This is a genomic window from Kribbella sp. NBC_00889 (assembly GCF_045207705.1).
Lineage (GTDB): Bacteria > Actinomycetota > Actinomycetes > Propionibacteriales > Kribbellaceae > Kribbella.
Map to the genome: position 1 here is coordinate 1,325,038 of NZ_CP108783.1, position 24,278 is coordinate 1,349,315.

Annotated in this window: 23 protein-coding genes; 19 read left to right on the forward strand and 4 right to left on the reverse strand. The window is 68.7% G+C overall.

Going from position 1 to position 24,278, the window contains the following annotated elements:
• The first annotated feature begins 18 nt into the window (after window positions 1-18).
• From OG817_RS06475 to OG817_RS06485, 3 genes are all read left to right on the forward strand, one after another.
• Entirely contained in the window at window positions 19-642 is a 624-nt protein-coding gene (locus OG817_RS06475) for an HAD-IA family hydrolase (RefSeq protein ID WP_406052795.1), read from the forward strand.
• On the forward strand, window positions 639-1,916 hold the full coding sequence (locus OG817_RS06480; protein WP_406052796.1) for an MFS transporter: 1,278 nt from the start codon (window positions 639-641) through the stop codon (window positions 1,914-1,916). The genes OG817_RS06475 and OG817_RS06480 overlap by 4 nt, the downstream gene beginning before the upstream one ends.
• Window positions 1,917-2,033: 117 nt before the next feature.
• A complete protein-coding gene (locus OG817_RS06485) occupies window positions 2,034-2,516 on the forward strand; it encodes a GNAT family N-acetyltransferase (protein ID WP_396394035.1) in 483 nt (160 codons plus the stop codon).
• Between the two features lie 242 nt (window positions 2,517-2,758).
• Here OG817_RS06485 and OG817_RS06490 read toward each other — a convergent pair whose 3' ends face one another.
• Both OG817_RS06490 and OG817_RS06495 read right to left on the reverse strand, forming a co-directional pair.
• On the reverse strand, window positions 2,759-4,339 hold the full coding sequence (locus OG817_RS06490; protein WP_406052798.1) for a GxGYxYP domain-containing protein: 1,581 nt from the start codon (window positions 4,337-4,339) through the stop codon (window positions 2,759-2,761).
• 89 nt (window positions 4,340-4,428) lie between these two features.
• Entirely contained in the window at window positions 4,429-5,049 is a 621-nt protein-coding gene (locus OG817_RS06495) for an HAD family hydrolase (protein WP_406052800.1), read from the reverse strand.
• Window positions 5,050-5,170: 121 nt separating this feature from the next.
• On the opposite strand from OG817_RS06495, the gene OG817_RS06500 reads away from it, so the two are divergent.
• The 5 genes from OG817_RS06500 (at window position 5,171) to rpmB (ending at window position 10,659) form a co-directional block, all read left to right on the forward strand.
• Window positions 5,171-6,454 (forward strand): ABC transporter substrate-binding protein, encoded by a 1,284-nt coding sequence (locus tag OG817_RS06500; RefSeq protein ID WP_406052801.1) that lies wholly within the window; start codon window positions 5,171-5,173, stop codon window positions 6,452-6,454.
• Between the two features lies 1 nt (window position 6,455).
• Complete coding sequence (locus tag OG817_RS06505; protein WP_406052803.1) at window positions 6,456-7,523, forward strand: carbohydrate ABC transporter permease; 1,068 nt, start codon at window positions 6,456-6,458, stop codon at window positions 7,521-7,523.
• The gene (locus OG817_RS06510) at window positions 7,513-8,340 is read left to right on the forward strand and encodes a carbohydrate ABC transporter permease (protein ID WP_131517772.1); all 828 of its coding nucleotides are present in this window, start codon (window positions 7,513-7,515) and stop codon (window positions 8,338-8,340) included. Before OG817_RS06505 ends, OG817_RS06510 begins: the two co-directional genes overlap by 11 nt.
• 30 nt (window positions 8,341-8,370) lie before the next feature.
• The gene (locus OG817_RS06515) at window positions 8,371-10,353 is read left to right on the forward strand and encodes an aldo/keto reductase (RefSeq protein ID WP_406052805.1); all 1,983 of its coding nucleotides are present in this window, start codon (window positions 8,371-8,373) and stop codon (window positions 10,351-10,353) included.
• 84 nt (window positions 10,354-10,437) lie between these two features.
• A complete protein-coding gene (rpmB, locus tag OG817_RS06520) occupies window positions 10,438-10,659 on the forward strand; it encodes a 50S ribosomal protein L28 (RefSeq protein ID WP_131355194.1) in 222 nt (73 codons plus the stop codon).
• A gap of 70 nt (window positions 10,660-10,729) precedes the next feature.
• Here the strand turns inward: rpmB and OG817_RS06525 are convergent, their stop codons facing one another.
• Entirely contained in the window at window positions 10,730-11,722 is a 993-nt protein-coding gene (locus OG817_RS06525) for an SAM-dependent methyltransferase (protein ID WP_406052807.1), read from the reverse strand.
• A 160-nt stretch (window positions 11,723-11,882) separates the two neighbouring features.
• Here OG817_RS06525 and OG817_RS06530 point away from each other — a divergent pair, with 160 nt between their 5' ends.
• The 8 genes from OG817_RS06530 to mutM all read left to right on the forward strand — a co-directional run bounded on the left by OG817_RS06530 (window position 11,883) and on the right by mutM (window position 19,281).
• On the forward strand, window positions 11,883-13,502 hold the full coding sequence (locus OG817_RS06530) for a DAK2 domain-containing protein (RefSeq protein WP_406052808.1): 1,620 nt from the start codon (window positions 11,883-11,885) through the stop codon (window positions 13,500-13,502).
• Window positions 13,499-15,748 carry an ATP-dependent DNA helicase RecG gene (recG, locus tag OG817_RS06535; RefSeq protein WP_406052809.1) on the forward strand — a complete coding sequence of 750 codons (2,250 nt, stop codon included), beginning with the start codon at window positions 13,499-13,501 and terminating at the stop codon, window positions 15,746-15,748. Before OG817_RS06530 ends, recG begins: the two co-directional genes overlap by 4 nt.
• Window positions 15,745-16,305, forward strand: a complete 561-nt coding sequence (rsmD, locus tag OG817_RS06540) for a 16S rRNA (guanine(966)-N(2))-methyltransferase RsmD (RefSeq protein WP_406052810.1) — start codon at window positions 15,745-15,747, stop codon at window positions 16,303-16,305. Before recG ends, rsmD begins: the two co-directional genes overlap by 4 nt.
• Entirely contained in the window at window positions 16,298-16,768 is a 471-nt protein-coding gene (gene coaD / locus OG817_RS06545; protein WP_406052811.1) for a pantetheine-phosphate adenylyltransferase, read from the forward strand. The genes rsmD and coaD overlap by 8 nt, the downstream gene beginning before the upstream one ends.
• 130 nt (window positions 16,769-16,898) lie before the next feature.
• Complete coding sequence (locus OG817_RS06550; RefSeq protein WP_406052812.1) at window positions 16,899-17,414, forward strand: YceD family protein; 516 nt, start codon at window positions 16,899-16,901, stop codon at window positions 17,412-17,414.
• A gap of 67 nt (window positions 17,415-17,481) precedes the next feature.
• Entirely contained in the window at window positions 17,482-17,673 is a 192-nt protein-coding gene (gene rpmF / locus OG817_RS06555) for a 50S ribosomal protein L32 (RefSeq protein WP_131355175.1), read from the forward strand.
• 15 nt (window positions 17,674-17,688) lie between these two features.
• Window positions 17,689-18,420, forward strand: a complete 732-nt coding sequence (rnc, locus tag OG817_RS06560) for a ribonuclease III (RefSeq protein ID WP_406052813.1) — start codon at window positions 17,689-17,691, stop codon at window positions 18,418-18,420.
• 6 nt (window positions 18,421-18,426) lie between these two features.
• Window positions 18,427-19,281: a bifunctional DNA-formamidopyrimidine glycosylase/DNA-(apurinic or apyrimidinic site) lyase gene (gene mutM / locus OG817_RS06565; protein ID WP_396394046.1), complete on the forward strand. Its 855-nt coding sequence runs from the start codon at window positions 18,427-18,429 to the stop codon at window positions 19,279-19,281.
• A gap of 155 nt (window positions 19,282-19,436) precedes the next feature.
• Here the strand turns inward: mutM and OG817_RS06570 are convergent, their stop codons facing one another.
• The gene (locus tag OG817_RS06570) at window positions 19,437-19,652 is read right to left on the reverse strand and encodes a hypothetical protein (RefSeq protein ID WP_396394047.1); all 216 of its coding nucleotides are present in this window, start codon (window positions 19,650-19,652) and stop codon (window positions 19,437-19,439) included.
• 260 nt (window positions 19,653-19,912) lie between these two features.
• On the opposite strand from OG817_RS06570, the gene smc reads away from it, so the two are divergent.
• From smc to OG817_RS06585, 3 genes are read left to right on the forward strand one after another with little or no spacing between them, the layout of a single operon-like run.
• Complete coding sequence (gene smc, locus OG817_RS06575) at window positions 19,913-23,458, forward strand: chromosome segregation protein SMC (RefSeq protein WP_406052814.1); 3,546 nt, start codon at window positions 19,913-19,915, stop codon at window positions 23,456-23,458.
• 47 nt (window positions 23,459-23,505) lie between these two features.
• A complete protein-coding gene (locus OG817_RS06580; RefSeq protein WP_396394049.1) occupies window positions 23,506-23,784 on the forward strand; it encodes a type II toxin-antitoxin system Phd/YefM family antitoxin in 279 nt (92 codons plus the stop codon).
• Window positions 23,777-24,181: a type II toxin-antitoxin system VapC family toxin gene (locus tag OG817_RS06585; protein ID WP_406052815.1), complete on the forward strand. Its 405-nt coding sequence runs from the start codon at window positions 23,777-23,779 to the stop codon at window positions 24,179-24,181. The genes OG817_RS06580 and OG817_RS06585 overlap by 8 nt, the downstream gene beginning before the upstream one ends.
• The last annotated feature ends 97 nt before the right edge of the window (window positions 24,182-24,278 follow it).

The window sequence follows — 24,278 nt, forward strand, 5'->3', positions numbered from 1 at the left end:
AGTTTAATTGGAGGGGTGATGGGGCTTCCCGACATCCGCGCGGTGCTGTTCGACATGGACGGCACCCTGGTCGACTCCGACGGTGCCGTCGACCGGACCTGGACGCTCTGGGCGGAGGAGTACGGCGTACGGCCGGCCGACGCGCTGGCGATCGCTCACGGCAGTCCGTCCGAGGCGACGATCGCGCGGCTGCGGCCCGATCTCGCGCCGGCGGAGGTGTCCGCGGCCGCGGCGCGGCTGCTGGATCTCGAGTGCGAGGACCTTACCGACGTCGTGCCTGCACCTGGTGCGCATGAGTTGATCGAGGTGCTGGAGCGGCTCGGTCTGCCGTGGGCCGTCTTCACGAGTGCGTCCACCCGGCTGGCGAAGGTCCGCCTCGGAGCTACCGGGATCTCTCCGTCGATCCTGGTCACCGTCGACGACGTCAGCCGCGGCAAGCCGGATCCGGAGGGGTATCTGCGGGCCGCCGAGCTGGTCGGCGTACCTGCTGAGCAGTGTCTGGTGGTCGAGGACACCGAGGTCGGGCTGGCCGCCGGCCACGCGGCCGGTGCGGTCACGGCCGGCCTGAAGGGGACGACCGCCGACATCGAACTGCCCGACCTGCACCGCCTCGTCGCCTTGTTCACCGCACACGTCGAATGAGTGCCGAGATCCCCGAGATGTCCGGAGTGCGGATCCGCCGTGATGAGGTCCAGATCGGAATCGGGCTCTCGTCGATGGGGTTCGTGCTGGCCGGACTGGGAGCCTGCATCGCGATCCTGGCGCGCGATCTGGACGAACCAACCAGTCGGTTGGCTCTGCTGTCGTCGGGTTTCGCGATCGGCCTCCTGATCGTCGCGCTGGTCGGTCCACGACTGCTCCGCACCTGGCCGATCAGCACCGTCCTCGCGCTGGGGTCGGTTGTCTGCTCCGCCGGCATAGTGCTCCTCGCACTGGCCCCGGTGTACGCCGTGGCGGTCGCCGGCGGACTGTGTATCGGGCTGGGCGGCGCACTGCTCGTCCTGGTCGCCCCACTGATGCTGAACGGTCCCACAGCGGCTGCCCGTCTCAGCCGGGTCAATGCGGTCGCCAGCGGCGCCGGCATCCTCGCCCCGCTCGCCATTGGCGCCCTCGACTCACTAGGCCCCACTGGCCGCCTCGCCATCCTGGCCGCCGTCCCACCCCTGCTCCTCCTGGCCGTTCTCACCTGGCGCACGGCCTCACCATCGCCTCCGGTCAGGGAGGCGCCCGTACCCGTACTCATCGACTCGGCTCCGGCAGTGGGTCTCGGCAAGCGGTGGTTCGAGCGGCGGACCGGACGTGGTCTCAAGGGCCTCGTGCCTCGCAGGCTGGGGAGGGCGGTGGTTCTGGAGGTCGGTCGCGGCTGGCTGCGGATCGTGCTGGCCGTCGCGGTCGAGTTCTGCTTCGTGGTCTGGGCGGTGGCCCGCCTGGTCTCCACCGGGTTGCCGACGGCAACAGCTGCCCTGCTGGGGAGTGCCTTCCCGATCGGCATGGCGGTCGGCCGGGCAATCGGTCCAATCCACTGGCGCGCATGGTCCCCCGTCGTACCCAGTGGACTCCTGGCGATCGCCGGCACGTTGCTCGTCAGTCTGCTCGACTCGCCCGCGGCAGTGGCGCTCGGACTGGGAGTGGCCGGCTTCGGCATAGCGCCGCTCTACCCGGTCACCCTCGCCGCCCTGGTCGCGACACCAGGCCTCAGCCCCGCCCGCCTCGCGGCCGTCGGAGCCCTCGCCTCCGGCATCGCCATCCTGATCGCCCCGGCTCTCCTCGCCGTACTGGCTCGCGTCCTCGACCTTCGTACGGCGTACCTCGTCACCCTCCCGCTCCTCGCAACCCTCTTCGTCCTGAGCCGCGGGCCGAGGCGCTCTCGGCACCAGCGCGCAGCGACGACGCTGCGGTCGGGTCACGTAGCATGACGTGCATGGAGTGTTTCGCCGCGGGACGTACTCGCCGCTGAAGGTCGACCCGTCGCAGCGCGAGCTGCGAGGTGGGTCACGCGCGCCCGATTCCCTTCAGTGCGAGAGGCACACTTCATGTTCATTCGTTCGTACGTTCACTCTGACCTGCCCCGGCTGATCGAGTTCACCATCGAGACGTTCGGCCCGTTCTACGAGGGCTCGTTCCGTCCGCTGGTCGGCGAGACGATCTTCGGCATCCAGCACGGCAACTGGCGCGACGACTATCACAAGCAGGTCGCCGGGCTGCATGATCCGGACCAGCACAAGTACGTCGTGATCGCCGAGGAGAGCGGCGTACTCGCCGGCTACGTGGCCTGGGCCGTCGAGCCCGACCGGCGGCATGGCGAGGTGACCATCCTCGCCGTCGCAGCTCAGCACCGCCGGGAGAACCTCGGCACCGCGCTGTGTGAGCACGCGTTCGACGGGATGCGAAGCCTGGGCGCGGAAGTCGTCGAGATCGGCACGGGCGGAGACGACTTCCACGCCCCAGCCCGTGCCCTCTACGAAAGCCTCGGCTGCATCAAACTCCCGGTCGCCGTCTACTACCGCACCCTCTAGGGGCACCCGGCCGGGCCGTTGCTGACAGCTGACTGCTCCGCGCGGCCCGCTCGCCGTAGCTCCCACGACTCTGAGCACCCATCACCCACCAGACACGCGGACACGTGGTCGACCCGTGCACAACGTCGCGCCAGCGCCCCACCCGCTTCCGAGGTCCCGGGCCTCCAGGGTGGGCCGGGGCTGCGGAGAGGATGTGGGGACCGTGGACATGGCACGACGTGTGCACGGTCACCAGAAGGTGTTCACGGTCGCGCGTACTGCCCGACCATCTTTACCAAGGTGTCCGGCGGGACGACCTTCACGTGGGGGTCGAGTCCGTCGACAACAGCCAGCACGTTGTCGACGGACTTGCTCCACGCGTGCCAGACGACCACCGAGTAGCCGGCCGTGGAGTGCGGGTTTCGCGTGGCTGCGTTGAGTTCGGCTGTCACTGAGGCCTCGTCGGCGCCGTCGAGCCCGTCCCAGAGCATCGTGCGGGCGGAGATGACCGGCTTGCCCTCGGACCAGACGACCTTGCCCTTCAGGCCGTCGTAGCGGGAGTACTCGAGATAGATGAGTCCGTCGATCTCACGGCGCTTGAGGTACGACGACCACAGGCTGGTGTTCTCGAACGCGTCGAAGTCGATGATCTGTGCGACGGAGAGGTCTGCACGGCCCATCGCCGTGGCCAGTGACGCGGTGTGCTTGTCCAGCGCGGCAGCGGGGTAGCGGCTCGGGTACATGTAGCCGCCGCCCGACGGTCCGACGACCCAGCGGTCCTTGTGCGACTGGTCGTAGTACCAGCGCATCACCGAGGGAGCGAGATCGATCAGCGACGGCGAGATGCCCCAACCCAGGTCGACCTCTCCGCGCCGAGGACTCCCGAACCACCGCGGGTCGGTCGGGAAGTCCCCGAGCATCCACTGAATGTTGTCCCCATCGGTGATCAGGAAGGTGACGTAGTGGGCATTCGGGTCCGGTTCGGGGGCCCTCCCCCCACCCCCTCCGCTCTGCGTCAAGCGGTCTTCCCGGATGCCCGACAGCACCGACAGGTTGCGGGCGTGGTCGGCGGGCAGGGCTTTGACGCCGGCTGCCGAGTTCACGCCGATGAAGGCGTCCTCGCCGTTCGATGCGTCGCCCCAGCCGATCACGGTCGCGTCGTCGTCGAGCGCGTCGACCACCTCGGCGCGGAAGTCCGAGTTGCCGTCGAAGAAGGCGAGCGTCCCCGCCATCGTCACGTAGTCCCGCAGTCGCTCCGGCCAGTCTCCCTTCTGCTCGATCGCGACGTCGTGCCGCAACCGTGGCCAGTAGTTGTCCAGCACCCAGCGGTCGTCCTTGTCCCGCACGTCCAGCACCTTGCGCAGTCCGTGCTGGACGGCGAGCGCCTCCAGGCTCTCGTCGACGGCCACCGCCCCGGTCAGTCCGGAGAGCGTGGTCGCGACGTTGACCGACGGGGTGCCCGTTCGGAAGAGAACATATCCGTCGATGCCGGACCGGGTGACAGTTGTCCACAGGTCACTGGGACGCGTGCGAACGCCGTACCGGGAGGCGAGGTCGTCCAGCCAGATCTGGTAGCCGAGCGACGGGATGTTCAGGTAGAGCGACTCGCCACCGCGGCGGGCCAGCAGCCCTTGCAGCGTGGTCGCGAGCGTCCGCTCAGCGGGGCTCAGCGAGTCCTCGGTCAGCACGTTCAGCAACCGCGGCCGCTGCCCCTTGGGGTAGGCCGCAGCAGTGGAGGCGGAAGCGAGGGAAGGCACAGCGATTGACGGAGCAAGGGACGCCAGGCCCAACCCCGCGGTCAGGCCGAGGGCGTGCCGGCGGGTGAGACGTCGTCGATCGGACATGCGGTGCCTCCAGGGAGCGGCTGGTGGACTGTCCTACGTTGTCATCTGCCCCGAGACCATGCCACAAGCCGTCACCGCCTCACAAGAGGTCAGCCCGGAATCGGCAACCCGTAACGGCGCAGCAGCCCTACCAACGTGTCCACCCCGGTCGACAGGTCGTACACCTCAGCGTGCAGCCCGACGCTCGCAGCGCCCGCCACATTGGCTTCGTTGTCGTCGATGAACAGTACCGACGACGCCGGTACGTCGATCGCTGCCAGGATCGCCCGGAAGTACGCCGGATCAGGCTTGGCCAGCCCGAGATCGCACGAGTAGAAGCTCTGGTCGAACCACTCGCCGTACCCGCGCTCGTCGTGCATGAGCGACCGCCGGTACGCCTGCTGGTTGGTCGCGAGATGACAGCCGATCCCGGCGGCGCGCAGCTCCTGGATCAACGACACCACGGCCGGCTCCGCCTCGAACCAGTGCCACGGCTCGAGCGCCTCCTCCACCGTCGCGGTGGAGTTCCAGCGCTGCAGGACCTCGGCGAGTGCGTCCCGGAAGTCGACCTTGCCGACCAGGCTGGGCTTCTCCGCGGCCATCAGTTCGGCCAGAAAGGTCTCACTGTCGGCGGGGACGAGGGAGTTCAGGCGGGCGAACCAGTCCTGGGTGGGGCGCTGGAACACGCCGTCGGCGTCGAACAGGACGGCGGTGACAGAGGTCGTCGGCATGAATCCATCCTGTCAGCCCGGGGCCTTGACCGGTTCAGCCGGTATGCGCTTACCTTGTGGCTACGTAAACATATCTGGACACCTTCCGGCGAAAAACAACAGAAAGCGCCAGGTGAGGCGTATGAGTCTGAGCAGAAGGAAGTTCCTCGCGTTCGGTGCCGGCGCCACGGCCGCGAGCACCGGTCTGAGCGGATGTGGCTCCCGAAGTTCGCTCGGCGGATCCGACGAGCTGAGCATGTGGACCTGGGTCGGATCGGTGAACGACGACCTGATCGGCCAAGCGGAGAAGGCGATCCCGGGGCACGACGGGCTGCGGCTGTCGATGACCCGGATCGGCAGCAACTACAAGACCAAGGTGCTGACCTCGCTGGCCGGCAAGTCGCTGGTTCCCGACATCGTCGCGATCAACGACGACGTGGCGACGTACTTCCCGAACGCCGACCAGTTCCACGACCTGTTCGAACTCGGCGCCAAGGAGCGCGAGAGCGAGTTCCTGCCCTGGAAATGGAAGCTCGGCGTCACGCCGGACAACAAGATGATGGCCTACCCGATGGACACCGGTCCGACCGCGCTGTTCTACCGCACCGACGTCTTCAGCAAGGCCGGCATCGACATCGACCCCGCCGCGGTCGCCGGGCTCGCGCCGGACTGGGACACCTACATCGCGCTCGGAAAGAAAGTGAAGCAGGCCGTCCCCGGCGCGTCGATCACCGACAACATCAACAGCATCTTCTCCTACCGGATGGCGCAGCAGCCGAAGCGGTACATGACCGTGGACGGGCAGTACATCGGCGACCAGGACCACGTCCGGGAGGCGTTCGACCTGGCCATCCGCGTGGTCAAGGAAGGGCTGTCCGCCAACGCGCAGGACGGTTCGACCGACGCGGACGCGGTCGTGACGAACGGCAAGCTGGTCGCCTTCAACGCCGCGGTCTGGTGGGCCCAGCTCGGCCCGAAGAACGCGGCGCCCAAGACGAAGGGACTCTGGCGGGTGACGGCGGCTCCTGGTGGCGCCGGCAACCGCGGCGGGTCCTTCCTGGGCATCACGAAGTACTGCAAGAACCCCGAGGCGGCCTTCGCGTTCATCAGCTGGCTGGAGTCGGCGAAGAACCAGGCCCAGGCGTTCCTCGACCCGGTGCTGTTCCCGTCAACGCCGGCCAGCTACACCGATTCCCGGCTCGCCGCGCCGGATCCGTTCTTCGGCGGTCAGAAGATCGTCGAGGTGTTCGCGGAGTCGGCGACGAAGTACCCGGGCGCCTACTTCTCGCCGTACGACTCGATCATCGGTGCGCCGATCAGCGCCGAACTCGTGAACGTCGAAGTGGCCGGCAAGTCACCGGACCAGGCCTGGAACGACGCACAGCACCAGGTCGAACGTGAACTCACCCGGGCGGGGGCGATCTGAGATGACTGCCACCAAAACACTTCCCGCGACCGTCCGCAGCACCGACACCACTACCGCGAAGCCGCCGGGCAAGTACCGCCAGGCGTTCCCGCAGTACGCCGCCGTCGCGCCGTTCTTCATCCTGTTCGCCATCTTCGGCGCCTTCCCGGTGCTGTTCTCGATCTGGATCTCGTTCCACGACTGGGACGGCATCGGGTCGATGACCTGGGTCGGCCTGCAGCAGTACAGCTACCTGCTCGGCGATCCGAAGTTCTGGCAGGCGATCGGCAACACGCTGATCATCTGGGTGCTGTCGACCGTGCCGATGTTGCTGCTCGCGCTCGTGATCGCCAACGCGTTGCACAACGCCACCCGGTTCCGCAGCTTCTACCGGATCGCCTACTTCATCCCCAACGTCACCTCGGTGGTCGCGGTCACCCTGGTGTTCGGATCGATCTTCAGCAACAACTTCGGCCTGCTGAACGCGTTCCTGCAGTCGGTCGGCCTGGGCAAGGTCGAATGGCTGACCCAGCCGTGGGGGATCAAGATCGCGATCGCCACCATCGTCACCTGGCGGTGGGTCGGCTACAACGCGATCATCTTCCTGGCCGGCCTGCAGGCGATCTCGGCCGACGTGTACGAGGCGGCCAAGGTCGACGGCGCCAGTTCGCGGCAGGTGTTCTGGCGGATCACAGTGCCGATGCTGCGGCCGGTGATCCTGTTCACCGCGGTCACCTCGACCATCGGCGGACTGCAGATCTTCACCGAATCCCGGGTTCTGTTCGGTGACACCAACAACATCGGCGGCCCCGGCAACGCCGGTATGACGATCGTGTCGTACCTCTACCAGAGCGCGTTCATCAACAACCAGTTCGGGTACGGCGCCGCGATCGGCTGGGCGCTGTTCATCCTCATCGTGCTGTTCTCGATCATCAACTGGCGGTTGATCGGCGGCCGGGACAACGAGCGGATCGCCCGTCGCGCCGCCCGCAGGGCCGAGCGCAACATCGCCGCCCAGAAGGCCGCACAGGAGACAGCACAGCAGGAGGACGCGCAGGAGACCACGAAGGAGGCCGCCGATGTCCATTGAGCGCATCCGCACCACGGTCGGGCACATCGTCTTGATGCTCGGCGTCGTGGTCTCGATCTTCCCGTTCTACTGGATGCTGGTGATGGCCTCGAACACCACACCGGACATCTTCAGCTACCCGCCGAAGCTGGTGATCGGCTCCCACCTGTTCGAGAACATGGGCAAGGTGCTCGACAACATCGACTTCTTCGGAGCGATGCTGCTCACCCTGATCGCCTCCCTCGGCGTCACCGTCCTGATCCTGTTCTTCGACTCGCTGGCCGCGTTCGCGTTCGCGAAGTACGAGTTCCCCGGCCGCAACTTTCTCTTCGGGTTGCTGCTGGCCACCTTCATGATCCCGACCCAGCTGTCGCTGGTGCCGCAGTTCGTCACGCTCGCGGAGTTCGGCTGGATCGGGTCGCTGAAGGCACTCATCATCCCGGGCGCGGCGAACGCGTTCGGCATCTTCTGGATGCGCCAGTACGCCGCCGGCGCGATCCCGGACGAGCTGATCTCGGCCGCCAAGGTCGACGGGGCCGGCTTCTTCCGGCAGTACCTGACCGTCGGCCTGCCGGTCCTGCGGCCCGGCCTCGCGTTCCTCGGTATCTTCACCTTCATCAACGTCTGGAACGACTACCTCTGGCCGCTGATCGTGATGACCGACCCGAACCGGCTCACCCTGCAGGTCGCCCTGGACCAGCTCAACGGCATCTACGGCACCGACTACTCCATGGTCATGGCCGGCGCCCTGATGAGCGTCATACCGTTGATCGGGGTCTTCCTGATCGGCGGCCGGCACTTCATCTCCGATCTGGCCGCCGGCGCCATGAAATTCTGATCCACACCGACAACGAAAACGGGACACCTCTTGACTGACACCAAGCTCCGCTGGGGCATCCTCGGCACCGGGAACATCGCGTCCCGGTTCGCCAGCCAGGTGCCGACCTCGCCGACGAACTCGGTCGTCGCCGTCGGCAGCCGGTCGATCGACTCCGCCAACGCCTTCGCCGACAAGTGGGACATCGCCAACCGGCACGCGTCGTACGACGACCTGCTCGCCGACGAGACCGTGGATGCGGTCTACATCGCGACGCCGCACCCGATGCACGTCGAGTGGGCGATCAAGGCCGCCGAGGCCGGCAAGCACGTGCTGTGCGAGAAGCCGCTCGCGATCAACAAGGCCTGGGCCGAGGCGATGATCGAGGCCGCGGTCCGCAACGACGTCTTCCTGATGGAGGCGTACATGTACCGCTGCCTGCCGCAGACCAAGCTGATCGCCCAGCTGGTCCGCGACGGCGAGCTCGGCACCGTCCACCAGATCCAGGCCACGTTCGCGTTCGCGTCGTCGTTCCGGCCGGAGTCGCGGATCTTCGCCGACGAGCTGGCCGGTGGCGGCATTCTCGACGTCGGCGGCTACCCGGTCTCGATGGCCCGGCTGATTGCCGGCGCGGCGACCGGGCAGCCGTTCGCCGACCCGGCCGCGGTGACCGCGGTCGGCACGGTCGGCGAAACCGGCGCCGACGAATGGACCGTGGCGACGCTGTTCTTCGAGGGCGGCGTGACCGCACAGGTGAGCACCGGCGTGCGGCTCGGGGACCAGAACCAGGTCCGCATCTTCGGCAGCAAGGGCTATCTGGTGGTCGAGGACCCGTGGTTCGGTGGCGACGGCAGACCGACCCACGTCACCCTGCACAAGGTGGGGGAGGAGCCGCGGGACATCTCCGCGGACCCGGCGCTCATCTACGCGGCCGAGGCCGAGGCGGTCGCGCGGGCGATCGAGCAACGGCAGGCACCGGAGATGAGCTGGGCCGACACCCTCGGCAACCTGACCGTCCAGGACGCGTGGCGGGCCGCGATCGGGCAGCAGTACGCGAGCGAGCGGGACGACGCCAAGATCCCGACCGCCACCGGCCGCCCGCTGGCCAAGCGCGCCGACGCCCCGATGATCTACGGCAAGGTGCCCGGGCTCGACAAGCCCGTCTCCCGGCTCGTGATGGGCGTCGACAACCAGCAGACGCTCACCCACGCCGCGGTGGTCTTCGACGACTTCGTCGAGCGCGGCGGAACGACGTTCGACACCGCCTACATCTACGGCGGCGGCCGGGGCGAGAAGCTGCTCGGCCAGTGGATCACGTCGCGCGGCAACCGCGACGAGATCGTTGTCATCGGCAAGGGTGCGCACACGCCGCACTGCGATCCGGAGTCGATCACGCGGCAGCTGCACGAGAGCCTCGAGCGGCTGCAGACCGATCACGTCGACCTCTACATGATGCACCGCGACAACGAGGAGATCCCGGTCGCGGAGTTCGTCGATGTCCTCGACGAACACTTCAAAGCCGGCCGGATCAAGGCGTACGGCGGCTCCAACTGGTCGCTGTCGCGGTTCGACGAGGCCAACGCGTACGCCGAGGCCAACGGCAAGCAGCCGTTCACGCTGCTCAGCAACCACCTCAGCCTCGCGCGGGCGTACGACGTACCGTGGAAGGGCTGCCGGCACGTCTCCGACGACGAGTCGCAGGCGTGGCTGCGGGAGCGGCAGGTCGCGCTGTTCCCGTGGTCGAGCCAGGCGCGCGGGTTCTTCACCGGGCGGGCGAAACCGGAGGACCGGTCGGACGAGGAACTGGTGCGCTGTTTCTACTCCGACGAGAACTTCCGTAGGCTTGACCGGGCGCGGGAGCTGGCGGCCGCCAAGGGAGTCGAGCCGACGGCGATCGCGTTGGCCTGGCTGTTGCACCAGCCGTACCCGGTGTTCCCGCTGATCGGGCCGCGGCACGTCAGCGAGACCCGGACCTCGACACCGGGGCTGTCGGTCACTCTCACGGACGAGGAAGTGGCCTACCTCACTGCCTGATCGGCGAGTGTGGACCGAATTGGTCGTGCGTCAGGCCGCATGTAGCATGGTCTGTCGGTGTCACGACCCTGAACACGGAGAATCATGTCTAAGAAGTGCGATGTCTGCGGCAAGCAGCCGACGTTCGGCAACAACGTTGCCCGCCTGGGTAAGGGCGCGATGATCCGTCGGGTCAAGGCTCGTACGCCGCGGCGGTTCAACCCCAACATCCAGCCGGTCCGGGCGCTCATCAAGGGCACCCCGACCCGCCTGAAGGTCTGCACGTCCTGCATCAAGGCCGGCAAGGTCCAGCGCGTCGTCGGCTGACCCCAGCTCTCTCCGTTGTAGGGCCTGAAACAGGCGCCCGGGATCACCCGGGCGCCTCTTTCGCGTCTTCTCAGACCTTGTGGGCCACGACGGTGATCTCGTTCCGGTTGTGGTGCAGTTGCCGGGCGTGGAGTACGTCGTACTGCCGGCGCAGCACGTCGATACCGCGCCGGGCGCCGTCGAGCGGGTTCTTCCCGCCGCCCTTCAGCGTGACGATCGCGAGTCCGCCGCGGCGCACGTGCGCCGCCGCGTCGACCATCATCCGGGCGCTCATCACCTGATCCATCCGCATGTCGTTCACCACCACGTCGAACCGCACCCGGTTCTCCGCGAAGAACCTCCCGGCCGTCGTCGCCGCGTGATGGATTCCACGGTCACGCTTCAGCCGCTGGTCCAGCGAGCCGGGGTCCACCGACCACACCTCCTGCCCGTGCTGCCGCAGGATCCGCGTCCACCCGCCCGGCGACGCACCCAGGTCGACCGCCTTCCCACCCGGCGCAAGCTCCAGCCCGAAGGTCGCGATCGCCTCCTCCAACTTGAACTCCGACCGCGACACCCGCTCCTCACCCCGAGCCAACCGCATCCGCCCACCCGGCCAGTCCGACAAGCTGTCGGAGCGGCGGTTCAGCCCGAGCAGGACCGCTCGCCGGCCGACGAAGCACGAGACGACGACCTCCTGCCCGGAGCGGGTCACACTCACCCCACGCTCGGTGAGGGCGCCCTCGAGCCGGCGGTAGTACGACCCGCCGGTGCCTGCGCCGTCGGTCCAGGCCTGCACCGCGAGCGCTTTCGGGTAGTCGGGCAGGGCACTGAGCACCAGCTCGGCCAGCTCGTAGTCCGGGGGCAGCTCGTCGAAGCTGGCGATCTCGGTAGTCAGGTGCCGGACGAACACGATCCGCCCCGCGTCGCATGCCGCCGCGAGCTCACCCACGGCCGGGCCGTCGACGATGCGCCCCAGGTCACCGCTGACCCGCTCGATCCGCAGCCCGCGGCCGAACTCGCTCCGGATCTCCCGCACCGCCCACTCGTAACTGTCGGCAGCAACCGAGAACAACACGCTCACCCCCGAACCCTAGCGACCCGGCTCTCTGCGTACCGAACGACAGGACGTAGTCGTGTACGTAGATGCCCGCGCACGCCTGACGAGGTGCGCCGGAAGCCTTGCTTGGGGGACTACCTCCTGTCCTTCGGTACGCAGCGGGCTGTGTCGCTAGGGTTTGGGCGTGGAGGAATTGACGGTCGAGGTGTTGCGGGCCTGGGCTCGGACGGCGCTGGTCGAGTTGGGGCGGGCGCGGACCGACATCGACGAGCTGAACGTGTACCCGGTGCCGGACGGTGATACAGGCACGAACCTCTACCTGACCTGGGAAGCCGCCTGCGACGCCTTGCCCGCGGGCGAGCTGACCTTCAGCGAGGCCATCCAGGCGTTCGGCCGCGGCGCGTTGCTCGGCGCCCGCGGCAACTCCGGCGTCATCACCTCCCAGCTGATCCGCGCCTGTGGCCTCCGCCTCGCGGAGAACCTCCCGCGTGACCAGGCTGCCGATGACAACGCCGTACTGGCCGACCCTCGGATGAGCGAGTCGGCCGCGTTCGCGGATGCCCTGAAGTACGCCGCCGATGCCGCCTACGGTGCGGTCGCGCAACCGGTCGAGGGGACCATGCTGACCGTGGCCCGGGCTGCGGCGACCGGCGCGATCACGGCCGCGAACGACGGGAAGAGCCTGGCGGACGTGTGCCTGGCCGCCGTCGCATCCGCCCGGCAGGCGCTCACCAGGACGACCGAGCAGCTCGACGTACTGCGGCGCGCGGGCGTCGTGGATGCCGGGGGAGCGGGCCTCGTGGTGATCCTCGGCGCGATGGAGTCCGTGCTCACCGGGCAGATCGTGCGGGTCGAGGTGCCGGCCCGGGTCGAGCCTCAGGGTGAGAACGCCGAGAGCCAGGACGGGCCGGCGTACGAGGTGATGTACCTGTTGGACGCACCGGACGACAAGGTCGCCGACTTCCGGCAGATCCTGGCCGGTCTCGGCGACTCGGTCGTCGTGGTCGGCGGGGACGGGTTGTGGAACGTCCACGTCCACACCGACGACGTGGGTGCCGCGATCGAGCACGGCATCGACATCGGTCGGCCGCACCGGATCCGGGTCACCCACTTCGCCGACCAGGCCCAGCACGAGCCGCCGCCGGGTCGCGCGGTGATCGCGGTCGTCGCCGGTGACGGGCTGGCGGACCTGTTCACCGAGGCCGGGGCGCAGGTCATCATCGGCGGACCGGGGCGGCGGTGCTCGACCGGGGAACTGCTGCGCGCGATGGAGAAGTCGAAGGCGTCCGAGATCGTGCTGCTGCCCAACGACAGCGACTCGCTCGCGGTCGCCGAGGCCGCCGCGACCGCGGCCCGCCAGGACGGGATCCGGGTGGCCGTGATCCCGACCAGGGCCCAGGTCCAGGGTCTGGCGGCGATCGCTGTCCACGACCCCGAGCGCAACTTCGACGACGACGTCGTACACCTCTCGGCGGCGGCCGGGCAAACCCGCCACGGCGCCGTCACGATCGCGGTGAAGGACGCCTGGACGATGGCCGGCATGTGCCGGGTCGGCGACGCGCTGGGCGTGGTCGACGGCGATTTCACGCTGATCACCGAAGATCTTGAGGAGGCGGCGTTCGGCGTGGTCGACCGGCTGCTCGGCGGCGGAGGCGAGTTGCTCACCATCGTCACCGGCCGGGACGCGGACCCCGCCCTGGCCGCGGCTCTGGAGCGGCACGTGCGGCGGAACCGCAAAGATGTCGACGTCGTGGTGTACGACGGAGGACAGGACAGGTACCCGCTGCTGATCGGGGTGGAATGACAACGGATATGGACAGGAAGGTCCGCGACTTCCTCGGTGCCAGGACGGCGAAGATCTTCGCGGACGTGCTCGCCATCGAGACCGTCGGCGACCTGCTGCGGCACTACCCGCGCCGGTACCTGAAGAAGGGTGAGCTGACCCCCTTCGACGAGCTTGAGGTGGGCGACCAGGCGACCGTCAACGGCCGGGTCAAGAAGGTCACCGTGCGGTCGCTGGACACCAAGGCCGAGATCCCGCTCACCGACGTACAGAAGTGGGCCCGGCGCAAGACTCTGACCAAGGTCGTCGTCACCGACGGCCGGCGCGACCTGGAGCTGGCCTTCTTCAACCAGCCCTGGCTGGCGACCAAGCTGACGCCGGGGACGGCCGCCCTGTTCTGGGGCGAGGTGACGATGTTCCGCGACATCATGCAGCTGAAGAGCCCGGGCACCGAGATCCTCGACGAGGAGGACTTGTCCGAGGCCGAGATCGAACGCCGGGCCCGGCCGTTCCGGCCGCTCTACCCGGCCACCGCGAAGTTGCCGACCGCAACGATCGAGCGGAGCGTGAAGATCGTCCTGGACAGCCTGGACGAGGGTCTCGACGACCCGATCCCGGAGCTGATCCTGCGCAAGGAGAAGCTGCTCAGCCTGCGCGAGGCCCTGCAGAAGGTGCATCTGCCGGACACCGAGAAGGACATCCGCGACGCGCAGCACCGGTTCCGGTTCGAGGAAGCCCTGGTGATGCAGACGATCCTGGCCCAGCGCCGGGCCGTCACCGACGCGCTGAACGCGATCCCGCGGCCGCGGACCGAGGGCGGGATGCTGGACGAGTTCGACCAGCGGCTGCCGTTCGAGCTCACCGCCGGACAGGCTGAGGTGGGCGAGGAGATCTTCGCCGACCTGGCCCGGCCGCACCCGATGCACCGCCTGTTGCAGGGCGAGGTCGGCTCCGGCAAGACCGTGGTCGCGCTGCGGGCGATGCTGTCCGTGGTCGACTCCGGCGGTCAGGCGGTGCTGCTGGCCCCGACCGAGGTGCTCGCCACCCAGCACCACAAGACGCTGACCAAGATGCTCGGCGATCTGGCCGAGGAGGGCATGCTCGGCGGCGCGGAGCGGGCCACCCGGGTGGGGCTGCTGACTGGCTCCCTGGGCGCGGCGGCCCGTCGTACGGCGATGCTCGACGCGGCCAGCGGGGCCGCGGGGATCGTGGTCGGGACGCACGCGCTGCTCGAGGACAAGGTGCAGTTCGCGGATCTCGGGCTCGTGGTGGTCGACGAGCAGCACCGGTTCGGGGTCGAGCAACGGGCGGCGCTGAGTCAGAAGTCCGGCGAGAACACCCCGCACGTGCTGGTGATGACGGCGACACCCATCCCGCGGACCGTGGCGATGACGGTGTTCGGCGACCTGTCCGTGTCGACGCTGACCGAGCTCCCGGCCGGACGCTCGCCGATCCAGTCGTCCGTGGTCCCGGCGAAGGAGAAGCCCGACTGGCTGCAGCGGGCCTGGGCCCGGGTCCGCGAGGAGGTCGGCAAGGGCCATCAGGCGTACGTCGTGTGCCCGCGGATCGGTGACGACGTGAAGAACGCGGCCGACGAGGAAGGTGAGTTCGTCGCCGGCGAGGAGGACAAGGGCGGCGGGAAGAAGCAGCAGGCGCGGCCGCCGATCTCGGTCCTGCAGGTGGCCGAGGCTCTGGCCGAGATCCTGCACGACCTGCGGGTCGAGATCCTGCACGGCCGGCTGCCGGCCGAGGAGAAGGACGCGGTGATGTCGCGGTTCGCGGCTGGTGAGGTCGACGTACTGATCGCGACCACGGTGATCGAGGTCGGCGTCGACGTACCGAACGCGTCGACGATGGTGATCATGGACGCAGACCGGTTCGGCATCTCCCAGCTGCACCAGCTCCGCGGCCGGGTAGGTCGGGGCAAGGTGCCGGGGCTGTGCCTGCTGGTGACGGACCTGTGGGCGGGCTCGAAGTCGTACGGGCGCCTGGACGCGGTCGCATCGACGACGGACGGGTTCGAGCTGTCGCGGATCGACCTCGAGACCCGGCGTGAGGGTGACGTGCTGGGAGTCGCACAGTCAGGTCGGCGGAGCAGTCTGAAGCTGCTGAGCGTGCTGCGGGACGAGGACATCATCTTCGCCGCCCGGCATGTGGCGAACTCGATCGTCTCGGTCGACGCCGAACTGGCCGAGTACCCGGCGCTCCGGTCGTTCGTGCGGAGCGCTCTGGAGTCGGAGACGACCGAGTACCTGGAGAAGACGTGAGCCGGATCGTCGGGGGAGCGGCCGGCGGGCGGCGGATCGCCGTACCTCCGGGGAGCGGGACGCGGCCGACCGCGGATCGGGTCCGGGAGGCGCTGTTCTCATCGCTGGAGTCCGAGTTCGGCAGCCTCCACGGGCTCGCTGTGCTCGATCTGTACGCCGGATCGGGCGCGATCGGACTCGAGGCGCTGTCCCGGGGAGCGGTGCGCGCGGTCCTGGTGGAGTCGGACCGGAGGGCGGCCGAGGTGATCGCGGCCAACATCCAGGCGGTGGGCCTGCCCGGCGCGACCGTGCTGACACGTCCGGTGGAGAAGGTGACGGCGGGGGAGAGCCCCGCGGTCTTCGACCTGGTGTTCGCGGATCCGCCGTACAAGCTGGAGACGGAGGAGTTGCAGGACGTGCTGACCGGCCTGGCCGCGAACGGGTGGCTGGCCGACGACGCGGTCGTCGTGGTCGAGCGCGGCAAGCGGGAGCCGTGGGAGTGGCCGGAAGGTTTCGCCGCGCTGCGGGACCGCAAGTACGGCGAGGCCCGGCTTTGGTACGGTCACCGCCATGAGTAGGGCGGTCTTCCCCGGCACCTTCGACCCGCCGACGGTCGGGCATCTGGACATCGTCACCCGGGCGGCCGCCGCCTTCGACGAGGTGATCGTCGCGGCCGGCGTGAACCAGTCCAAGAACCGGCTGTTCAGCCCCGACGAGCGGGTTGAGATGCTGACCGAGCTCGCCGCGCCGTTCGGCAACGTGCGGATCGGGACCTTCGAGGGGCTGCTGGTCGACTACTGCCGGGCCGAGGGCGCCGGCGTGATCGTGAAGGGCCTGCGGTCGGCGGCCGACTACGACTACGAACTGCAGATGGCCCAGCTCAACCGCGCGATGACCGGGGTCGACACGCTGTTCATGCCGACCCGGGCGGAGAACGGTTTCATCTCCTCCAGCTGGGTCAAGGAGATCGCCCGCCTCGGCGGGGACGTGAGCTCCTTCGTGACCCCGGCTGTTCACTCCCGGTTACTGGCGAAGTTCTAGATGTACCCCGAATTGGGCGACTGGCCGCGGAGTTGGTAACCTAGACAACCGGTCTCGACGAGACCGAGATTTTGCCTTGCCCACGCCTGAGAGGAATGTCCTGAGCGTCTTGGACCCGCGGTCCCCACTCGTGATCGACACGCACGAGCTGACACGCCGCGCCGGGTCCCAGCGCGAGGTCACCTTCACGGCACCGGCTCCGGCGGATCTCGGAATCGACGTGATCGGCGTCCCCGAGGGCGACCCGATCCAGTTCGATCTACGGCTGGAATCGGTCGTCGAAGGGGTCCTCGTCACCGGGACGGCCCGCGGCCGACTGGTCGGGGAGTGCGCGCGGTGCCTGGTCGATATCGAGGACGAGTTCCTCGCTGACGTCCAGGAGCTGTACGTCTACCCGGAAAGCGAAGCCGGACCGGACGAGGCCAGCCGGATGGAGGGCGATCTGATCGACCTCGAGCCGGTGCTGAGGGACCAGGTGGTGCTCGCACTGCCGTTCCAGCCCTTGTGTACGGACGACTGTCCGGGCCTGTGCCCCGAGTGTGGGGTACGCCTGGCGGACGAGCCCGGCCACAAGCACGAGGACGGTACCGACCCACGCTGGGCAGCCCTCGGCGGATTGCTCCAGAACGACCAGCACGACAACTAGATACCGAATACACGTCAGCCAGCCGGCCGGGTCCACAAGCCCCCGGCCGAACCGAGGAGTCATAACCGTGGCCGTTCCGAAGCGGAAGATGTCGCGCAGCAACACCCGCAACCGCCGGGCCCAGTGGAAGACCACTGCCCCGTCGCTGGTCACCTGCGTGAACCCCGCCTGCCGCGCGAAGCACCTGCAGCACACCGTTTGCCCCACCTGCGGTCAGTACGGCGCCAAGGGCGAGCGCCGCCAGGTCGTCGAGAGCTAAGCGACACCTCACCCAGTGAATTCGGTCAACGAGACGGGGCTCTACGCCGAGCTGAACCAGCGGCTCGGCGTATCGCTGGCTGACGAACTACTGGAGCACGCCTTCACCCACCGCTCGTACGCGTACGAGAACGGCGGGCTGCCGACGAACGAGCGGCTGGAGTTCCTCGGGGACTCCGTGCTCGGCGTCATCGTCACGGAGTCGCTGTTCCGCAATCACCCGGACCTGTCCGAGGGCAGGCTGGCCAAGCTGCGCGCCGCGGTGGTGAACATGCGCGCGCTCGCCGGGGTCGCCCGCGATCTCAAGCTGGGCAAGTACCTGAGGCTCGGTCGCGGTGAGGAAGCCACCGGCGGCCGGGACAAGTCGTCGATCCTGGCCGACTGTGTCGAGGCGCTGATCGGTGCCGTCTACCTGGACCGCGGCTTCGAGACCGCCGGACACGTCGTGCACAGGCTGTTCGACGACCTGATGGAGTCCTCGGCCCGGCTCGGCGCCGGCCTGGACTGGAAGACCTCGCTGCAGGAACTGGTCGCGCAGCTGGGCGTCGGCGTGCCGGAGTACGTGATCGCCGAGTCCGGCCCGGACCACGCCAAGACGTTCGAGGCTCGGGTCCGGATCGGTTCCGACACGTACGGTCACGGCATCGGCCGGAGCAAGAAGGAAGCCGAGCAGCAGGCCGCGGAGACCGCGTGGAAGGCGCTCCGGGCCGCCCACCCCGACAGCACAGACCCCTCCCAGCGGCCCTAGTGTCCTGTGCCTGAGCTTCCTGAGGTAGAGGTCGTACGCCGGGGTCTGGCGGAGTTCACCACCGGCCGGACCATCGACGCGGTCGAGGTCCTGCATCCGCGTCCGGTACGGCGTCACGCCGCCGGGCCGGACGATTTCGTCGCCCGGCTGAAGGGGCAGGTGTTCGCCGAGCCGGCCCGGCGCGGGAAGTACCTGTGGCTGCCGCTGGAGTCCGGGGACGCGGTGCTGACCCATCTCGGGATGAGCGGGCAGTTCCGGGTGCAGCCGGTCGGCGCGCCGGACGAGTCCCATCTGCGGGTCCGGTTCCGGTTCGCCGACGACGGCGGAGAGGTCCGATTTGTGGACCAGCGGATGTTCGGTGGTCTGTCCTATTCCGAGGGTGGTGCGGACCTGCCGCCGGAAATCGCGCACATCGCCCGCGACCCGTTCGATCCTCTGTTCGATCCGGACGTCTTCGTGGCCGCGGTCCGGCGCCGCAAGACCGGCCTCAAACGGGCCTTGCTGGACCAGACCGTCATCAGCGGAGTGGGCAATATCTACGCAGATGAAGCGTTGTGGCGGTCAAAAATGCACTACGCCCGGGCGACGGAAACGCTGAAACCCTTACAAATAAGGGAGATCCTGCGCCACGCCCATGAGGTGATGGCGGAGGCACTGACCGTCGGCGGGACCAGCTTCGATGCCCTGTATGTCAACGTGAACGGGGAATCCGGCTACTTCGAGCGTGGCCTGAACGTCTACGGACAAGAGGGTTCGCCGTGTCCGCGCGACGGGCGGCCGATCCGTCGGGAGCCGTTCATGAACCGTTCGTCGTATCGGTGCCCGAAATGTCAGCCGATCCCTCGCCATGTCCGCTGGTGAGCGAGGTATCGTTAATAAACGTGGCCCAGGTTGACCGTCGGCCCCGCCGGTGTCACCCTGAAAGACGGCACACATTTTCAGCGCTCCACGTCGTGATCCCAGGAGCGCACCCGGCGAGAACCCTTCCGGAGGACAGCACAATGGCCAAGGCTCTTCTAGGGCACCTTGGAGGCACTGACCCGCGCATGCTCGAGCAGGTTCGTCTGCTCAACCGGCGTGTCGCCGATCTGGAGGCGCACGTGATGCGCCTGCAGGCAGAGAACGACCACCTCGTCGCACAGGTCCACGAGGGCCGACTGCTTACCGTCGACGAGGCTCTGCGCGCCCCCGCTTCGGTCTGAGGACCCGAGCCGCGACAACGAGAGTTCCATCTCTACCGTCCGCACTACCCACGGCGGTGGCCCCCGTCCGGGCCCCCGCCGGTTGTCTGTTCATCGAATGTTGTGCTCCCAGATCCTTTGCCCGCCATTCTGATCGGCTGGCCTCCGCAGGAACATCGGCAGCTGTTTGTAGACTGCGAAGCGGAACTACTTCCCCCGGGTAGCGGCAGCGTTACGTGCAGTTATGACGGTTCCTTCGGTATCGTCTGTCCTTTCACGGGTTGGAGAGCATCGCTTTGTACCTGAAGAGCATGACGCTCCGAGGCTTCAAGTCGTTCGCGTCGGCCACGACGATGAACTTCGAACCGGGCATCACCTGCATCGTCGGCCCGAACGGCTCCGGCAAGTCCAATGTGGTCGACGCTCTCGCCTGGGTGATGGGCGAGCAGGGCGCCAAGTCGCTGCGTGGCGGCAAGATGGAGGACGTCATCTTCGCCGGCACCTCCGGCCGCGCCCCGCTGGGCCGCGCCGAGGTGGTGCTCACCATCGACAACACCGACGGCGCGCTGCCGATCGAGTACGCCGAGGTGACGATCTCCCGGACGATGTTCCGCAACGGTGGGTCGGACTACCAGATCAACGGGCAGAACTGCCGGCTGCTGGACGTCCAGGAACTGCTCAGCGACTCCGGCATCGGCCGCGAGATGCACGTCATCGTCGGCCAGGGCCAGCTCGACTCGATCCTGCGCGCCACACCGGAAGGCCGGCGCGGGTTCGTCGAGGAGGCGGCCGGCGTCCTGAAGCACCGCAAGCGCAAGGAAAAGGCGATCCGGAAGCTGGAGGCCACCGAGGGCAACCTGAACCGGCTCGGGGACCTGATCACCGAGATCCGCCGCCAGCTGAAGCCGCTCGGGCGCCAGGCGGAGGTGGCGCGCCGGGCGGTGACGATCCAGGCGGAGGTCCGGGACGGTCGCGCCCGGCTGCTCGCCGACGACATCGTCCAGGCCCAGTCCGCGCTCGAGGCGGAGCTGCGGGACGAGGCCGCGCTGACCCAGCGGCGGACCGAGACCGAGGCCAAGCTGCGCGAGGCCCGTGAGCTGGAGGCCGAGCTCGAGGACGCGCTGCGCGAGGATGCGCCCGCCCTGCAGGCCGCCCAGGACACGTGGTACCAGCTGTCCGGCTTCGGCGAGAAGATCAAGGGCACGGCGCGGATCGCGGCGGACCGGATCCGGTCGCTGAACGACGAGGCCGAGGAGCCGCGAGCCGGGCGGGACCCGGACGAGCTGGAGCTGGAGGCCGCGCGGGTCCGCGAGACCGAGGCGCAGATCGAGGCCGAGGTCGAGGCGCACTCGGAGCTGCTCGCCGAAGCCGTCGAACGCCGCCAGCAGCTCGAGTCCCAGGAGGCCGAGGAGGAGCGCCGGATCTCGGCGCTGATCCGGGCCGCCGCCGACCGCCGCGAGGGCCTGGCCCGGCTGACCGGTCAGGTGAACGCGCTGAAGAGCCGCGCCTCCGCCGCCGAGTCCGAGATCGGCCGTCTCGCCAGCAACATGCGCGAGGCCGAGGCACGTGCGGCCAAGGCGCAGCACGACTTCACCGCGCTGGAGACCCAGGTCGCCGGGCTGGATGCCGGTGAGAAGGGTCTCGACGACCAGTTCGAGGCAGCTCAGGCGGTCCTCGACGAGATGGACGAGCGCCTGGCGAAGGTCCGGGCCGAGGAGCGCGACGCCGAGCGCGAGCGCACCGGCCTGTCGGCTCGCAAGGAGGCGCTGGAGCTCGGCCTGAACCGCAAGGACGGTGCCGGAGCCCTGCTGGCCGCCTCCGAGCAGGTGAACGGCCTGATGGGTTCCGTGGCTGCCCTGCTGAGCGTGCGGACCGGGTACGAGACTGCGATCGCAGCGGCCCTCGGCGAGGCTGCCGACGCCGTCGCGGTCACCCACACCGACGCTGCTCTGCACGCCGTCGGCCACCTCAAGCAGCACGATCTGGGTCGGGCCGGCCTGCTGCTGGGCGATGCACCGTCGGATGACTACGCCACGTGGCCGTCGCTGCCGTACGGAGCGTCGTACGCCGTTGATGTCGTGGAATGCCCGGAGACCCTGCGGCCCGCTCTGCGGCGGCTGCTGCGCAAGGTCGTCGTGGTGGACGACGTGGCGGCTGCCCGGGTGCTGGTGCGGAATCTGCCCGACGTCACGTGCACCACGCGCGGTGGCGACGTACTCGGGGCGCATTTCGCGTACGGCGGTTCGGACGCGGCGCCTAGCCTGATCGAGGTGCAGTCCGCGGTCGACGAGGCGGCGGAGAAGCTGACCGAGGCTACGGCGCGGAGCGAGCGGCTGCGGTTCGAGTTGGCGGCGCTGGAGGACGAGCGATCGCGGCAGAAGGAATCCGTCGAGATCACGCTGGCCCGGCTGCACGAGTCGGACGCGGCGATGGCGGCCGTGGCCGAGCAGTTGGCGCACTTCGGGTCGCTCGCGAAGGCGTCCCGTGGCGAGGCGCAGCGGATGGCCGAGGCCATCGCTGCGGCCGAGGAAGAGCGCGACAAGAACCTGTCCGGCCTGGCCGAGCTGGAGGAGCGCCTCACCGACGCCGAGCAATTCGACGACGACGGTGACGAGCCGGATACCGCCGAGCGCGACCGGCTCGCCGAGGCGGCCAAGGGCGGTCGGGCGGCCGAGATGGAGGCGCGGCTGGCGCTGCGCACCACCGAGGAGCGGGCCAGGGCGCTGTCCGGCCGGGCGGACTCGCTGGAGCGCGCGGCGCGGCAGGAGCGCGAGGCGCGGGCGCGGGCGATCGCTCGGGCGGCACGCCGAGCCCGGCAGGCGGAGGCCGCGCAGGCGGTGCATCTGGCTGCTGGTCACGTGTTGGCCCGGCTGGAGACCTCGTTGCAGCTGGCGGCGTCCGAGCGGGCGGCGATCCAGGCGCAGCGCGCAGATCGCGAGCAGGCGCTGGCCCAGTCGCGGTCCGCGACGCGGGGCCTGAGCTCCGAGCTGGAGCAGCTGACCAACACTGTGCACCGCGACGCGCTGGCCCGGGCCGAGCAGAAGATGCGGCTGGAGCAGCTGTACGAGAAGTCGCTCGGCGAGCTCGGCGTCGAGGTCGAGGCGCTCGTCTCGGAGTACGGGCCGGACCAGCTGGTGCCGCCGCTGCCCAAGGACGGCGACGACAACACGCTCGAGCTCCAGGGTGAACCGTTCGACCGGGTGAAGGTCGGGAAGCGGCTGAAGCAGGCCGAGCGCGCGCTCAACCAGCTGGGGCGGATCAATCCGCTCGCGCTGGAGGAGTTCGATGCGATGGAGGAGCGGCACCGGTTCCTGTCCGAGCAGCTCGACGACCTGAAGAAGTCCCGCCGGGACCTGATGGACATCGTCAAGGAGGTCGACGAGCGGGTCGAGCAGGTCTTCACCCAGGCCTATCGCGACGTCGAGGTCGCCTTCGAGCACGTGTTCGCCCGGCTGTTCCCGGGAGGTGAGGGCCGGCTGGTGCTGACCGACCCCGACGACATGCTGTCCACTGGGATCGACGTCGAGGCGCGCCCGCCGGGCAAGAAGGTGAAGCGGCTGTCGCTGCTGTCCGGTGGCGAGCGGTCGCTCGTCGCGGTCGCGTTCCTGGTCGCGCTGTTCAAGGCCCGGCCGTCGCCGTTCTACATCCTCGACGAGGTCGAGGCGGCGCTGGACGACACGAACCTCGGCCGCCTGCTGGAACTCTACGAAGAGCTGCGCGAGAACAGCCAGCTCCTCGTCATCACCCACCAGAAGCGCACCATGGAGGTCGCCGACGCCCTGTACGGCGTCACCATGCGCGGCGACGGCGTCTCCTCGGTCATCTCCCAACGAATCCGCGAGCCCGAAGCGGTGTAGTTTTCGCAGGTGTAGCGAGCTGTGTCTCATGGAGCTACGCTGGGGGTATGAAGATCATCACCCAGCGGGAGTTCCGCAATCACTCCGCGGCTGTGATGGATGCCGTCGAGGCTGGGGAGACCTACCACATCACCCGGAACGGCACCGAGGTCGCCGAGTTGCGCCCGCTGAACAAGCGGCGACGCCTGAGCGCGCAGGAGCTGGTCCAACGGCACCGCCGGTTGCCCCGCGTGGACGCCGCGCTGATGCGACAGGAGGCGGACGAGTTCTTCGGCGCCGAGGACAGGGTCGGCGAGGACGACCCCTGGGAGCGCGGCGGTGAGTGATCCGTCGGCTTCCGGCGTTCTGGACACCTGTACGTACGTCGATCTCGGTCTGATCGAGGCAGATGCGCTGCCGGAGTATCCCGAACTCACGGCCGTCACCCTCGCCGAACTGCATCAGGGTGTAGCGATGGCGAAGGATGCGGCGACGAGAGCCGCGCGGACTGAGGTGCTCGGAGCTGCCGTGTCCGACTTCGATCCGCTGCCGTTCGACGGCGATGCGGCGGCCCGCTACGGCACGCTGGTGGCGCTGGTGATTTCGGCCGGCCGTGATCCCCGGCCCCGGCGAATGGACCTGATGATCGCGGCCATCGCCTCGAGCCGGGGCCTGCCGCTGTACACACGCAACGCCTTGGACTTCAAGGGACTCGACAACGTGCTGACCGTCCGCGCGGTCTGAGGGCATTGGGCTACCAGTTGTTGCCGGAGGCGGCGGAATCTCCGAGGTCGCTCATGACCGGACTGTAGGAGGCCGATGGGGCAGACGAGCGTTTGAC